General features: G+C 33.7%; 6 protein-coding genes. All 6 read right to left on the bottom strand.

All coding sequences use genetic code 11. The annotated features are described in order from the left end of the window. Window positions 1-2,025, bottom strand: a 2,025-nt coding sequence (locus ATO12_RS23425) for a SprB repeat-containing protein (protein ID WP_131248893.1), incomplete at its 3' end; no start/stop codon positions are given. Window positions 2,026-2,039: 14 nt separating this feature from the next. Then, window positions 2,040-4,130: a fibronectin type III domain-containing protein gene (locus ATO12_RS23430; RefSeq protein ID WP_131248889.1), complete on the bottom strand. Its 2,091-nt coding sequence runs from the start codon at window positions 4,128-4,130 to the stop codon at window positions 2,040-2,042. A gap of 82 nt (window positions 4,131-4,212) precedes the next feature. Then, on the bottom strand, window positions 4,213-9,069 hold the full coding sequence (locus tag ATO12_RS23435) for a hypothetical protein (RefSeq protein ID WP_034247331.1): 4,857 nt from the start codon (window positions 9,067-9,069) through the stop codon (window positions 4,213-4,215). Window positions 9,070-9,170: 101 nt separating this feature from the next. Next, on the bottom strand, window positions 9,171-10,199 hold the full coding sequence (locus tag ATO12_RS23440; RefSeq protein ID WP_034247333.1) for a PQQ-binding-like beta-propeller repeat protein: 1,029 nt from the start codon (window positions 10,197-10,199) through the stop codon (window positions 9,171-9,173). Then, window positions 10,196-11,203, bottom strand: coding sequence for a hypothetical protein (locus tag ATO12_RS23445; protein WP_034247335.1), 1,008 nt, complete (start codon window positions 11,201-11,203; stop codon window positions 10,196-10,198). Before ATO12_RS23445 ends, ATO12_RS23440 begins: the two co-directional genes overlap by 4 nt. A 24-nt stretch (window positions 11,204-11,227) precedes the next feature. After that, window positions 11,228-16,678 (bottom strand): fibronectin type III domain-containing protein, encoded by a 5,451-nt coding sequence (locus tag ATO12_RS23450; RefSeq protein WP_131248890.1) that lies wholly within the window; start codon window positions 16,676-16,678, stop codon window positions 11,228-11,230. Window positions 16,679-16,686 lie beyond the last annotated feature (8 nt).

Genomic DNA, 16,686 nt, shown 5'->3' on the forward strand with positions numbered 1-16,686 from the left:
GGTGTTATCGAATAGTTTAGTCCAGTTAACGGTATATTGTCCTGTACCTCCGTTAATGGTTAATTGTATGGTTCCATCACTTCCATTTTTACATCCTACATTACTTACAGCAGGTATGGCTGTTATAGGCTCAGGTCCTTGTACCTGAAAAGATTTAGATTGGCTATTTCCTCCTTGATCAGATACAGTTACCTGGTAGTTTCCTATTCCTACATTGGTAAGAGATGCTTCGGTAGTTCCATCATCCCATAGATAAGTGTAATCTCCACCAGAGTTTAAAAATCCCCCTGTTGCACTGGCGATAAGGTTGACTTTTGTATCCGAACAGTTAACAGTATTGGGCGTCATATTGATAGAGATGTCGATAGGTTCTGGATCGGTTAGAGTGAATGTTTCGATATCAGAACTACATCCATTACTATCGGTTACTACGATGGTATAAACCCCTTCATAAAGGTTGATGATATTTGTATTTGTAGACCCTGAAGGAGGTATAAAGGGATTTCCATCTTTGGTCCAGGCATAGTTTGTATAGTTCCCAGATCCACTAGATACAGAGATTGCGATACGTCCATTATTACCATTAATGAGAGTAGGATTGGTGATGAGTGCAGATAATCCAGTTACATCAGGAATAGTAGGAAATCGTTCGTTAACAGTTATGGGTGCACTAGTAGCTTCACAACCATTATTATCTTTGATAAGAATGGTATAATCTCCTTTGGTTAATGAGTCAAAAAGTGTTTCTTGTTGCCATGTAGTTCCATTATCGATAGAATATTGGTATCGAGGTGATGTAGGCGGTGTTCCTGGTGTTCCCCCATTTGGAGTTACTGTAATACTTCCATCGTTTCCTCGAAAACATTGTACGGGAGAAGGAGTACCACTAACAGATAAAGCGGGAGGAGTAGTTAGTGTAAAAGGATTACTTTCATCATAGGCATCAGGTACTGTATTAATATCATCAAAACCTTCATTGTTACTTTTGGTTTGCCAGAATAGTTTATAGACCCCACCAGGTAAGTTTTTAGGTTCCCAGGTATAGGAAGTCCCGGTGAAATCACTTTTAGTTACTACTTTTGATGCATAACCATCAAAGCTGCTTCCTACTTGTCGATATACCTGTAGATTCATTTTTTCTGAAACACTATCATCAAGTTCTCTATCAAAAGTTACAGTAAAACTACCATTGTCATTGTCATTATGATTGATACTATTACTACATAAAGGTTGGATGTCTATTATTGGGCCATTTAGCGCAGGAGAACAATCAATAAATGATAATGTAATTAGATCAGATCGATCTTTATTTTGAGTTGGATTTTGTACATAATAGACCTGAATTTGGAAATTAGGTGCAGTTCCTACATTTGGAATATCATTATAATCAAAAGTAAAATTTCCTGAATGTTCACCGTAAGGTAGAAGCTCGGTTCGAACACCACCTACAAAAGAATGAACAGAATATTTCATTAATGTTCCACAATCAAAAACCTGTAACGATTGTGTTTCGCATTTTTTTAAACCATTAGAAATAAGATTAGCATTTTGAGATTGTAAAGTGACAATAGGAGAAATCTTTCCAAAACCTTTTGGGGTCTCACAAAAACCAAGATATTGAAATATAGTACAAGAGTTGTCATAATTATTGTAATAATAATCATAAGATCCACAAGTTGGATAAGGATGTATTCTATCTATTACAGAAATATGACCAAATCTATTGATAGGGTTAGCATACTCAACAACTTCATCTTTTGTTTCTGTTATAGGATTAAGATATATGGGGCTAGCAGAATATATTCTATCTAATAATTGATTGTCATTAAATGCACTTAATTCATAATGAACAATTTCAAAGCCATTATTTAAAGGCTTTGGGGCAGTCATGGTAAGATCATACTCTATTTTGTATTTGTGTTGCCCTTGTATCGTAAAAAAACAAAAAAACAAAGAAACAATGAGAAATGTATTTTTAAAATAAAAATACGACTTCCCTGTTATTGTAATTATTATTACCCTCATTTTATTTTCTGGTTTTAATATCTTACTTCAATCTCCTTCCATTCACTCACACTACCATCATTAAATACTGCTTTAAATGCATATGTATATGTAGTATTTGGAGTTAGGTTTTGATCTATCCATCGTTTATCTTCTGGTGCTAATCTTTTATACAAGGTATATGAATCTTCTAAACTCTTTCTATACACCTGTATCTCTATAGCGCTCTCTTCTTTAAAGCGCCAGGTGAGTTGTACAAATTTGCGTTCTCGATCTACAGTCGCATACAATCCTTTTACACCAGGTTGTATTAATTTTCCGGGCATATTAATTACTATTGGAGGGGTTGGCTCACTTTCCAAACCACTCCGATCTACGGTAATTAAGGTATAGCGATATTTTCTACCGGGATTAGCTTTTGTGTCTGTAAAGCTAGTGATAGAATCTACACTTGTCTCATATATTTTCTCCCAAGGCTGAGTTACAGAATCTGTTACATTTTTTCGGTATACTACAGTGGTTGCCCAATCATCAGATGAACTGTTAACCCATGAAAAAATGACAGCACCTTCTTTTATTTCATACGTTTTAAATACAGGTGATGTTGGAGGTATGCGATCTGGTTTTTTAAGTACTAAAGTATCCGAAGGTACAGATTCATTATAGCGATTATCTACTGCGATTAATCGGTAGTAAACAGCTTTGTCGAAAGAAGTCATATCTATACTATCAATAAAACTTTCATTGATAAGATTAGCTTTGTTTAGTTTTGTGAATTCTTGATCTTTACGATAAGCTCTCAAAATATCATATCCTTTTAAATCTAATTCAGCGTTTTTTACCCACTTTAATGCGACTACACCTAATGTATCTACAATTCCTTCGAGGCCTTGTGGTTTTTTTGGAGGAATACTATCTATAGGTTGTACCATGGTAGCAGGAGATTCTTTATAATCCTGATGTTTCCCAAAAGCTTTGAGTTTAAAATAATTAATGTCAGATAGCGGGCCATAAGTAATCTTTTTCTGATTTGGGGGGATACTATCGATTACAGTTTTATAGGGTCCTACTGCTTTTTCGGCACGTAAAAGTTCGTATTTTCTAAGTTTCCACTGTTCTTCTTCGGCAAAAGTCCATTCTAATTCTACTTCATTTTCAGAAATAATATTTGTCGCTGAAAATACAGGTTCAGTTTTTATTTCTTTAAACCCTATTAGTTCTGCTGGATCAGATGGAGGACTGGTTTCACTAAAATAATTGATACCTACAATACGATACCAATATTTTTTACCGTATTGAGGTATAGAGTCGGTATAGGAAACGCCAGAATATGGTGTATCTGCTAATTTTGTAATGGGTACGTCATTAATTTTATTAAAAACCTGGCCATCTTCAGACCTTTCCAAATTGTAAGCCGTATAGTAGGGTAGTAGCTGGTCGTATTCCCATACCAAAACAAATGCATTTTTATAGAAATACCCAAAAAAGTCAGATGGTTTAGGTAGTTCTTCAACATCTTTTGTACTGATAAATACTCCAGAAGGTTCCAAGTCCATTCGTTCTTTTGGGATAGCACTTTTTATATTATAGAGGTATTTTTCATTTTCATTAACATCGGTATCTACATATCCCAGTCCAGCATATTGAGCTACTTCAAAATCTTGATCAATAGCGAATAAAGAAAATCCAAATCGACGGTCTAACTCTTCACTTTCATAAAAAACTCTAAGCAATTGATTCTCCTCTTGATTATCTACCTGAAAAGTTTCTCCATAAATTGCTTGTGCAGCAATAGCCGCCATATCGTTTTCCTGAATGAAATTTTCCCAGTCTTTAGGAGGTCTGGGTTTAATAGTATCTCCAGAAATTATTTTCTTTTCAGGATTGGTTAAAGGTTTTCCATCACGCAGAACCGTGGTACGTTCTACAACAAAACCGTATTGATTGCTATATTTCCAGGCATACTTATCAGTTACTGCCCAGCGCAATAGTATTGCATCTTTTTTTGCGAAAGCTTTTACTACTATTTTTTTAGGAACTTCTGCACTTTTCTCTTGTGCAGACAAGCAAATGCTTAAGCTTCCAAAAAGTAATATTATATATAGTATGCAATATTTTAATCTCATCTATTTGTTTTTTCTATTTGTTAGATGTTATCACATCGTAATCATTTCAATGGTATAGAAATTCTTACTTATGCTTATTTCATTAAAAATAATTTTTATAATCTACCTTGATTTTGTTACCAGATGTCTTGTTTGGCAGTGTATACTGAAACTCTACCTGGTATTTTTCTACATTAATATATGGGAATATTCCATCTATGATATATTTAAATTTTTGATAAGCATTAGCGTCTATTGGATTAGTATTTAAATACCTGTTTACAACTACATATTGTAGATGTACAAAATCTTCTTTATATGCTGCGGCAAGGTTCCATCTAAAAGGAAAACGTTCTTTTAAATAAGTATTCTCTGGATTATTTTGAACGTACTCGCTATAGGTTAGAGAAGGCTTAATGTTTTTCATTGGAGGTGTTCCCAAAATAGCTTCATCTCTATTTACTCGAATATCAGTATCCAAAGGATAGTTTTGATAGAGGAGAGGATAAATTTCTTTTTCATAATAATAATCAGATTTCATTCCTACACCAGACATTAAAGGTTTGTTTAAACTATATCGAGTACCCAACACTTCATTAACATCAAAAGGTTCGAATTTTGCAATTCGTAATTCCATTTGTGCAGCATTAGAAGAACCATCCATAAAAGTATAGTAGTCTGTTATATTCATTGCTCTTATTTTCTCTTTGAAGGTGTTAAATCTACTTGTACTAAAATTGAACTCTAATCGTGTTAAAGAAGCATTCGTAGAAGCATTTCCTGTAAGTGTATTTTGAGAAATAGATACATCATCATTTACATTGGTATACGTCTCTTCTGAAACTCCACCATCATTATTTCCCGAGTTTAATTTTGAAGTTAATAGTTTATAAACAATTCCTGTTTCATTAGGTAATTTAGGAAGAGGGAAAGTTAGGGTATTGTTTGTAGTATCATAAGAAAACTGGACTTTCATGGATTGTCCATTTTCGGTAATAAAGAACAGTTCGTCTTTAAACCCTTCTGTACCAAATAAGTAATCTTGTCCTCGTTCTAGCTGTACGTATCCTGTGTTGCTTTCTTTAGGAAGAACATAACGTTGATCTACTATCGGATACATGTATTCGATATTTTTATAAGGGATTTTTGTAGGGGCTTTACCTGTAGTAAAGTTTACTGTTTTCTCTTCTACTATAGGTTGTCCATTTTCGAGAACGGCTACCCATTGGCCTCCTTTATATTCATTAAATTGTACTTTTACAGTAGCGGTTATTTTTTTCTCGGGAGGCAAAATATCATCTGGTTCAAAGATCATTATGTCTTTATTGCTGTTCCATACTTGTTCCCCGGCAAGGGTAGTAGATCCATCTTTTATTGCAATTTCTTTGAGTTCTACCTGATATTTTTTAGTTCCAAGATCATCACTAATTTCTACAACTTGGCCAATAGGTACATTAAAAGCAACCTGTACTGCTTCAAACACATCTACTTTGTCACTGTTATTTTCTGGAGAAATATCAGATATAATGACTACTTCCTGTAACCCTGTTTTACCTACAATTTCACATTCTTCTCCGATAGTAACTTTAAGTCGGGCCTGTACGGTTACAAGACCTAATATCCTTACTTTTACACCGGCATAACCTTTTACAAACCATGGGTTTGGTAACTGACCTTGGGCCAAAACTGCTACTCCTGCTTTTAGGATAGGAATTCTTTTTCTAAAGCCAAAAATTTTGATTTGTGCACCAATTTCTCCTTGCAGAAATGCATAGAGTTGCCCTGTCGCATACCATCCGTCCATACCTAATGGTCCTGCTTTTCCTTTACAATGAGCATCTCCAAAATCTTTGATCATTAAATCAAAACCAACACCAGCTCTTACCGATGCATAGATTATTCCCCAATCGAAACTTTTTCCTATTTCTACATATGCCCCAAAAGCATACCCGGTACCTTGTGCTAATTGACTGTTAAAGTTTCTGCCAAAAAGAAGTTCATCTCCACTAAGGTTTAAAATATCTATAACTTCTGGTTTTGGTAAAGCAGGATCGGGGAGAATTGTTCCGGTCATATAGTACAAATCAAATGCAGCATCAAACGGGCCTATAGGGATACCAGCGACACCAAAACGCTTGGTAGGAGTACCGATATAGATGTACCAATCGTCTGGGGCATCATAAAATTCTATATATCCTAATCTGTTTTTCTCTCCAGCACCTTTGATTTGACCAAGATTTAGGAATACATCAAACATTCCCCAATATGTGTCATTTCTAAAATCGAAATCGATGGCTAATTGTGCAGCAAATTGTTCTTTACCAGTTAAGATATTAGGAAATACTTCGGTAGCAAAATATTTAATACCTTCCTTATCAATAGACATCTCATGAAAGTTGCTGATTGATTGTTCTTTTTCTGCTAATTTCTTCTGCATACCATCTACGGTGCCAAAAGGGGTGTTACTACCACTACTACCTCCAGAGGTCATTAATGCAGCGCCTCCGTAGAATCCTAATCTACTAATCCCTCCACCAGCAGAAGGGCTGTTAAAGCTCATTTCGATAGCGAAAAGCCCTGTGAAGGTTGCAGATTTTTTTACTTCAAAAGCAGCCATAGCTTTAAAACCAAAATCAGTATCTATATCGGGGCGATAATAGATTCCCGACATGCTTTGTGCACGTTCATCCATCCCTGCTTTTCGCATGTGATGATAGACTCCACCACCAATATCATGAATTTTTAAACTCTTTGTGCTTTTGTTAGAAAGAGGTCTGCCAAAAGCATCAACATACCAGTATCTAAAATCATCTTGTTTTCCGAAAATTCCTTTAGCCTCCAATTCGATTTTCAGACTTTCGGCATATAGTCTAAGTTTACCAGATAATCCTTTCCCATATACTGGATTATCTCTAAAAAAGGCAAGCTTACCATAAAATTCAAAATTTTTGCGTTTTACATCAACCTCAACTTCATCGATTTCAATTTTATCGAATTGCCATTTTAAATAATCACCTTCCTGTAATTTACCTATGATACGAAGCCTAACATCTCCTTTGATTCCTGATTTATCGAGATTGAGGTAACTATTAAGGCCTATTTCTGCACGATCATCTTCATATACTTTTGCTTTGATATCATAAAACCCTAATTGAAACCCTGCAATTTTGGGCAATGCAATAGTATCTTTGAATCCCATATATTTTATAGAGAGATAGGGACGTGTTTTGGTTTGAATTTTAAAATTTTGAAAGGAGAGACCATCAAAATTAAGAGATTCTATATCACTTGCATCTCTATTTTTATCTTGTGATGATATGGCATTTAAGGAATCTTTTTGAGCTTTATTAAAAGCCATGAGCCCAGTAAGGTTGGCTTCGGGATAAAACTTTCCGTTTTCTACTTCCATTTTTATGTAGGACTCGGGAAATAGCTTTGCTTTACTTTTAAAAATATTAAAATCTACATCATCTGTTACTTCTACCCGAACACTATAACGTTGATCTGCTGTAATCAATCCTTTATACCCCAAAGCTCCATTACTACTAGAATCTGATTTACTAATGGGTAGTACCAGTTCTCCGCTGAAATCAGCTTTTATAAAATGGTTAACTTGTATATCTACATTTACAGAATCTAGTGAATATTGCCATTTACTTGCATTCCCTTCATTAATAGAAAACAAATTGGATGCAAAAAAGTTTCCAGAAACTCCGAAATTATCGATGAGTAAACCTTTAGCTCCAAAAGAAATACGTTTTTCAGATTTTGTAATCTGAAATTCTGGAGGTAGGGTAACACTTACTTCATCACCATAAAAGCCACGCCATAATTCTTTTTGATTAGAAGGAATTAGTTGTTGCTCATCATAAATTTTAGGAAAATCTACTAGCGGAGAGTTCTTGGTATCACTAAGATCTAATACTACATTGTGCATTTTGAACGCCCAGCCCGGTAGAGGTTTAAGTTCGAATTTTGGTAAATCCAATTCGATTAAAAGATCTTGTAAAGAGGTGGCTACAAAACTGAAACTGGCTCCAACATAGCTTTCGTTACCGGCAGGATTTTTACCGTCTTGTGGTTTTGTTTCTCCCGGAAATTTTTTGGTACCATCATCATTTAATGGGATTGCTACTGTTTTAGCAATTCGCACATCGGCTTCTAGCCCTATTTCTTTTACTTTACCTGTACAATCTATGGTAATATATGTTTGTTTTGTTGCACTACCATCACTCTCTAATCCTCCTTTAAATGTGAGAATCCATTGTCCGCCGCTTTGCCCTATCGGAAAATCACCTAACAGGTTTAATTGTGCTTCGCCATATATTCCTCCTTCATGAGATAATTTTACATTATTGGCTCCAAAAAACAATTCGGTACTTAATTCACCCAATGTAAGTTTGGCAAATAAGTCGACTTCAGAATAGTTGGCATGTAACTTGGCTTTTACAATACCAATAGTAATCGATGAATTTGTAGATACCTGTTTTTTGATTCCAACGGGAAATTGAAGTAATTCTTGACCACTTATAATATTGATAAAGTTTTCCTGCTTTTCTATTTCTTTAAATAGTTCTTTGGCTTTACTCACCAAAGAATCTGTTTTTGGAGTAGGTTTATAGATTTTTTTAATATAATCTTTGGTAAACTCTGCCAATCCCTGAAAGAAATTTTCGGTAGGAGCGCCTGTCGAAGGGGTTTCTAACTCTGGAAAAGACCGAAACTGCTTAGTGTCGTATTTACGTAAAGCATAGGCACTACCCACCTGATCCTTTATACGTTTTGCTTTAAAAGCCGCTAATCGTTGCACTGCCAATGAATCTAGTCCTTTGGTTATAGGACTTTTATATGGAGGTGATATCATATTCTTTTTGGCAACCGATAGCGAATCTTTACCAGTATTGGCAAAGCAGGCTACCGATAGGAGCAGGGTAAGTAAGAGTATATGGTAGTTTTTCATTCGATTTTGGTTTACTTTCTACTATTGTTTGATGTTTTTATTTTTTGCCTTTGATTACTCCACAAAATTTAGAGACTTTGTGGTGTGGTTATCTATATTCTTTATATTATTTTATCTTTTTCAAAAATATGGAGTGTATTACTCGAATCTAAAATGTACAACCTTGTACCATGTACTTTTATATCTGTTATTATTGGGATTATATCTCCACTATTTATTTCTATGTCAGTATGCCATAATAATTCTTTTGTTTTTAAATCGATAATACCAACTGTACTATTTTTTTCTTGAGTAAAATACAGATGATTGTCTTTGATCACATAAGTACTGGAAGAAAAAGAAAATGGTATTTGCCAGATCATTTGATCCTCTGGTTTATGTATTTTTTTATCTAACACCAACAATTGTTCCTGTAGATCTAAATTTGTTACTTCAAATGTTTCAGGATTTAAAATTTGTACTTGTTTATCCTTGATAGCATATATTTTATCTTCAAATGTGGTTAACCAGCCTCCAAATTTTTTACTTTCCCATAATACTTCTTTAGTTTCTACATCTAAACAAAGTGTGATACGTTCATCGGTTTGATGACTACTATCGAATAAAAAGAAGAATAATTTATTATTTATTATTTGTGGCTTTCCATATATCTCAGTGTTAGTTGTTTTAAGTAATTCAGAAATGTCTTTATTCCAAAAAACTTCACCTGAAAAAGGGTTGTAAAACTCTATTTTTTGAGAAAAAATAAATGCTTTATCTTTTTTTAGAATTTGATGAGGGTAATATGGTTTGGATGGAAAATCATTTATCTCACCACTTTCTAAGTTTATTACATAAGTTTTTCGCTCTTTATTTACTTTTCCTATGTTGAAGTAAAACTCATCTACCAAAAAACCATTTGCTAATCTAAAAGTTCCCTCAAGATTTATGGACTTATCTGAAAAGTATAGCTTTATTTGCTCTGTGTTATTCGTAATTAGATTATTATTCTTAACCAAAAATGAACTAATACCTTCTTCAATTATAGAGCCTTCCGGTTGTAATATTAACTTACTTTCTTGTTGAAAAACAAGCTCATTATTGAAAAAATCAAAGCTAAATATGTTTTCTAATCTATTTACAAGTCTCATATATTTGGGAAAATTTTAGAAAACCAATCATCATTATTTTTTAAAAAAGTAATTAAATCATCATAGTCAAGTATTGTTAGGTTTGGATCTTTTTTACGACCGTAACTCTGAAAAAGCCGCATCATTTTATCTTTTGCAGAATTAAGATTGGTAGTAGGTTGAAAATCTAAATTTTCTATCCAGTTTACAACTTGATTTTTGGTTAATTTATTAGTTTGATTTGTATTCCATTTAATACGCCATTGTACTTCATCTAATGAGTTAATAGAATGCATATCTCTTTTTACAAACTCTCGGATAAAGGTGTCTTTTCCTAATGGAGCATTACTCGATAACCATTTGTACTCTAGGTTTATTCCTGGAGAGCTTCCAACTTTTAAATCGACTCTTTGAGTGGTCCCATCAAGTCCTGTAACAGGATGTTCTACTGCTATTTTTTTGTTTTTCACTAAGTTTGGATTAGCAGCTACATCTTCCATTAGCCAATAGCATGCTTGTCTGTTAACTCCTGTAGGAATATCATTTACAATAAACCTATTGAATAAATAAACACAATTATCACACTGGACATTGGATTTGTTCAAGGTAGATACAAAATCTTCCATATTCTTAAGAACAGCAACATATCCTTTTCCTCCACTGGATTTGTTATACCAAGTTGCAGCTTTTGCCAAGAAATCATCAATGTTTTTTATGTTAGGAATTTGTAACCCTTGAACAAAATTTACAAACTCATCACTCGACCGTAATCTCCTCACTGTGTTCAGAGCGTCGATATTATACCTTAGTTTTGTCTTGTTTGCATAATGCAATATTTTGTACGCATCATAATTTTCTTGAGGAGCATTTTTAAAGAAAGTTTTAAACTCCTGAGAAACATTTGGCTTTGCTAAATCTTTTAATAATTCTTTGAACCAACATGGTTGATTAGCAAAAATGTGAGAGGCGAATAGTAAAAAGAATACTATTACAAAGGATTTATATATTTTAAATAAACTTTTCATTTTTTCTAAAATTTATATAATATCTTAATTACAAATAATGTTAGTCTTGTTAATTCCTCTAAAATGCTTCCAGGCACTAAAGGCGTCTTCATTCTTTAAGGCTTCAAGTACTTCGTCTGAAGCAGTTAAAAAATCTTCTTTAAAGAGCTTTTTCAAACTATCAGATAAACCATCATATTTTGCAAATAGCTTTTTCTGTTTTAGAATTGCAATAAAATCACTAAGTCCAGATGCAGCAGGTAATTTTGCCTTTACTTCAGAGAAATAATCATTCAGAGCTTTTCTATGCGAAACATTATTTAGTTTATTAATTTTTGAATCCAGGGAACTTACCATGTTGTCTATTCCTTTTATTGACGTACTCAATTGTGGTAAGGAAGCAATAATGGCGAGCATTTGTAATTTGTACCTGTCTTGAGGACTAAGAGCACTTTCGTTAAGTACATTTCCTAAAATACCTGCTGCATTTCCTATTAAATCAGAAGCTACAATGGCTTTTCTTATATAATTTCCTGCCGTAAATAATATTTTAAATTCTCCTACTCCCACGAACAATAAAACACCATCTACAGCTGTCCAGGCTATTTTTTCTGCAACAATTTTTCTATTGCTTTTGCTCATTGCATAAGCCTGGATTAGTGGCATAACCAAAACATCACCTTTTTTAAAGTTTTTATCTAAAAATTTAAAATTGTCAGCAGCATATACAACCATCATTTGATTGTAATCATATGATTTACCCGTACCATTTATTTTTATTTTTGTTTTACTTTCTATAGAAGCACTGAAATTATCAAATTGTAACATGTTGGATTCTAAACTCAGAACTGAGGTATAGTTTTTGATTTTTCCGTCTTTGTTTAATATTTGATCAAGGTCAACTTTATTATAATAGTTGGAGTTAAAGGCTTGTCCTCCCATCCATACAAATGCTTTTGCTAGCGTTGTGAAATTTTCATCTTGTTTTAGTTTTTGATGAATTTTGTCTATTCCAATGTTTTCTAGTGTATGTAAAACAGATACGTCTTCTTTATCAAAACTGGCTAATAACTTTAATATAGAATTGTCTATTTTTTCAAAATTTATAGATATAGAGTTATTAGAACATTCAAAATATTTTTCTAATACCGAAAATTTAGTTTGTTTATCAACATCTTTTAATGAGGTAGAGCTTTCATTTATATTAATATGATTTAGAATGCTATTCAGGTTATTACAAACTATATCCGCGGTACTCCAAAAGTTTTGATTTACTTCTTTAGTATTTTGAATATGTAAAGAAAACTGTGTTTTAAATATGTTAAGAAGTTCTTCTGTTTTATCTGGATATAAATTAGCTGCCATTTCATTATCTCTTAAATATCCAGCCCATGAAAATGCATTATCAACTTGAGCTTGAGTGAAATCGTTTGTTTGTTGATTACTGCAATAGGAATAAAACCTTCCTGGTTTTACCCATGACCATTTTCTTCCTAACCCTGAGTCATTAACAGAACAATCAATGTCAAAAATAAATCCTGGTACTTTTAACTTAATACGATTTCCTTGGGTAAAGCTTGAAAAAGCCTCTTTATTTTCAAATCTCAATGAAGCTAGTTCAAAGACTATTTTGTAATCTGTAAGATTTTTACAATCATCGATTAGCATTTCTGAGAAAAATTCTACAATACCTCCAATTTTCTCTCGGTTATTTTCATATTCTTTCATAGATGCCAATAATAAACCTATAAACTCTTTTTTATTGGCATCTTTTATATCGTTATACTTTGCTTTTATTAAAGTGTTTATTACCAACCATTTGTTGGGGTCTTCTTTAAGGTTTTTAAATTTGTTTGCAAGAACTTTTAACAACCTATCTTGATTATCTTGTTCTCCAAATAATGAGAAGGTAGCATTTTGGACTTCTTTAAATACATTACTTAGATTTCCATCTTTATTAAGAAGGCCGAATAAGCTTTGTATATCTTCTTTTTTAACAAAAATTAAAAGTTTAACAAGAGCTCTTTCCTTTTGTTCTTTAATCGAACCTTTTGCTAATTTCTCTATTAAGTTTTCGAGTATATCGTAAGCGACATTATTAAATACACATTTGTACTTAATATCATTAATAGTTTTTACAACAACGTCAATATCCGTTTCAGTAACCAAAGCATTGATCTTGTCTACTTCTGGTTCTACTAATTCTTTGATATCACTTGATGAACAATCTATAGGTATTTCGAACCAACCATTATTACTGATATTAGAACTACTACAGGGAACCGGGCGGGACTTGGTCTTTGTGTGATTGGCTATTAAAGCATTTACATTATTAGCCTTTTGTTCAGAGGTTAAACTATTGGAGGTAAGTTGTTCAAAATGCTTGCTGATATCTTTATATTCTAATTGTATTGATCCTTTTTGACCACACCCTGCATCCAAATTGTAGAATAAATTTATTTTTGAATCGTATGATATGGTATTTTCTGGGGTCACAGGGTAACTTTTTTCTGGATTATCTTTATCAACATATTTGTTTTGAGTAAAATCCCAATTATAATATGTGTCTGATTCACCATTTTTACCTCTTACAATAAAACCGGGCAATGTACCTGTTATTTTTTTCTTGGTTGGGTTTACATAGAGTGTCGAAGATTCTCTTATAAATACAAATTTAAAGTTGGGGGCTAAGGCATAACTGCCAGCAAATTCGTTACCACTATCATCCTGAAACAAGTATAATTTTAGGCTAGGATCACTCATCGTTGCCCAATTAGGGTAACCTAGTTCGGTACCATTACCATAATCCATTAGCCAGGTATTGGCCTGTCCAGAATTATCAGAATCTTCACCAAAAGGATGCGCTAGAGTATATACCCCATGTCCTAACTCGTGAGCAGCAACTTTAAGAGCAGAATCTTTCTTTTCTAAACCTTCTCCCAAATGACTTTCAAATATAAAGCCCCATTGCCTTGTTTTGGGCATAAAACCGCTTAATGGTTTCGATACACTAAGGTCTTTGCCTAATACAAAAATGAAATACTGCCGGGAGTCGTAATCTGGATATTGTTTTTTAAATTCCTGATAAATATTCTTAAGTTCAGTCGGATAATCTGATAATAACCCACTTCCGTCATAATCTATAATATTATTGTTGTTTTCATCCCAAGAGTTTTGAGCTATTGTAATATCTATAACATCAGATTTGACTTTGAATTTTCCACCAGCACGACCAAAAATATCGTTTAACTCTGCTTCGAAATTAGTTATAGCATTTCCTCCATTTACAGTTACGACTTGCACTGGTACTTCTGTATGTTTCTTAATATGATGAACAAAGAAACTTGCAGCTATTTTATATTTATTATCAGTAGGATCTAAATATGTGACAACACACTCTTCGGTACGATAAGGATTAGCACCAGATACGGTTATTTTATAGGTATTTGTTCCTGCTATTCTTTCATGTTTTATCGCTTTATTTTCTACCGTTTTTATAATGAGACTATCGATATTTATTTTGGCATCGCTAATTTCGATATCTGCATAAAACACATCATCTTCTCCTTGTACAGCTGCTTTATGAGCTGGGTAATATGATTGATCGGCAGAAGTATTTATTTTAGGGTATTTTGAGGTCTCATAATCATTATTAACCTGATCCAGGGCAAAACGAGTATCACTATCTGTTCTAAAAGTAACATTAACAATATCGTTTGTGATCGTATCGACATATGGATCATCTATGGTACCATCATGGGTGCCTGATCTAATACCATCTGCATTATTTGAAGTCAATGGAGGGGATGGATCCCCCTGGCCAGTCTGTGTAATATTACCTTTATCATCTACAGTCCATTCATCTCCACTGGCGTCGGTGATGGTATATGTATCTCCTTCATCATAATCAAAAGTATCTTGAGTGCCGTCTGGTTTTGTAATGATTATCTGTCCATCGGTAATGCTAATATCATTGGTGTCGATATCATAATCCAATTGAGGAATTTCGATATTATCCCCACCTGTTACGACATCTGCAATATCTTCTACAACATCAATAACCTCATCAACATCAAGAATATTTCCCCATGAGGGATCATACACGGTTACGACTGTACCTTCTGCAAGCTGGCTTTCATTATTTACAAATATATTTGTGAAGTTTACAGCTACTTTAATGTTTTTAAAATAAGGGAAAGAGACATATCCTTTTCCAGAGAACCGACCATTACTTCCATTAGCTTCTATTACCTTAACCGGAAAATCTCCTGCTTTAAACATGTTGCCAGGTAAAAGCTGTTCTAGTGGTTCCATATTTTCGATATTCATATCGGGAGAAATACCACAATTAATAAGACTGGTTTCATCACTTTCTTCTAGTGTGGTAAACGTTTGAACAATAGAATATTCACTTTCAGAGATAAGACATTTTTTATTTACCTGGTACTCATAGGTTGTCCCCGGGCGTAAATCCCATAGTGTTATCCAATTACCACTGGTTCTAGAGAAAAACCATTCATTATTATTTCCTTTTTCGCGGTAGCGAACTACAAATTCTGGGACATCGGTTGTAAAGTCATCCCATAATATATTTACTTGTTGTGCTCCTTTTACTTCGTGTCGTGCATTATTAGGAGTATCACAGGGTGCTACATAATTAAACCAGTAAACTTCACTAAAACCATTATTTTTAAATAGTCCTATTTCTTCTGCACCATTTAATGCTTTGGCCTGTACCCTCCATGCATATCGTTTGTTTGGTAAAAACAGAGGATCTGCAGGACTATATAAGTAAGAAGTATTTGTTGTTGTAGTTTGAAAAAATGGGGGAGACGCTAAAAATGCAGCTTGTGGGTTTATAGTTTGATCCCAGATTTCTACAATACTCAATTCATACTGTACATTACTCACATTGATATGTCTTGGGGTCCATTGAAACATTAAGTTTAATGGGTTTTGTTCGGTAATATCATCCCGATTATAAGGAGTGACTAATAGTGGTGGTTCATTCTGAAAAATATATGTTGTAGCACATGTTTTTTGAGATATACGTGCACCGGTAAGTGAGTCAAAAACCTCAAAGCAGAACTGGTAAGAACCTTCTGGTATGACTTGCCCATAAGCCGTTGGTGATATCCCAGTGATATTTTCAAAAGTAAAGTAAGGAGCAAGTTCTACATTGGTTAATGTTAGTGGGATACCTCCTTCTATAAATAAAGAAGGGGCTCCAATAACCACATCTTTACTCTGAAAAGCAATCCCATTACCTTCAAAATAAGCCTTTAATTTAATCTCGCGATTTGCAACAGACAGGTCATTTAGAATGATCTGGAGTCGTAAAGGACTATTCGTAGAGGATGCATCTGCATATGAAGAAAAATAAATAGGAGCAGGAGGTATTGTTTGAGGTAGCAATGTCACCGGAAAAGTCTGTGATCGTATACCTTGCAATGCAAAGAGTGCAATAAGGAACAGAAAGTGTAACCGTTTCTTCATGGGTTAAG

Origin of the sequence: Aquimarina atlantica, from assembly GCF_000626715.1 — a bacterium.
GTDB lineage: Bacteria > Bacteroidota > Bacteroidia > Flavobacteriales > Flavobacteriaceae > Aquimarina > Aquimarina atlantica.

Excerpts from the sequence above, each read along its gene's own strand:
- ATO12_RS23430 (WP_131248889.1), bottom strand. The coding sequence starts at position 4,130 with ATGAGATTAAAATATTGCATACTATATATAATATTACTTTTTGGAAGC.
- ATO12_RS23435 (WP_034247331.1), bottom strand. The coding sequence starts at position 9,069 with ATGAAAAACTACCATATACTCTTACTTACCCTGCTCCTATCGGTAGCC.
- ATO12_RS23440 (WP_034247333.1), bottom strand. The coding sequence starts at position 10,199 with ATGAGACTTGTAAATAGATTAGAAAACATATTTAGCTTTGATTTTTTC.
- ATO12_RS23445 (WP_034247335.1), bottom strand. The coding sequence starts at position 11,203 with ATGAAAAGTTTATTTAAAATATATAAATCCTTTGTAATAGTATTCTTT.
- ATO12_RS23450 (WP_131248890.1), bottom strand. The coding sequence starts at position 16,678 with ATGAAGAAACGGTTACACTTTCTGTTCCTTATTGCACTCTTTGCATTG.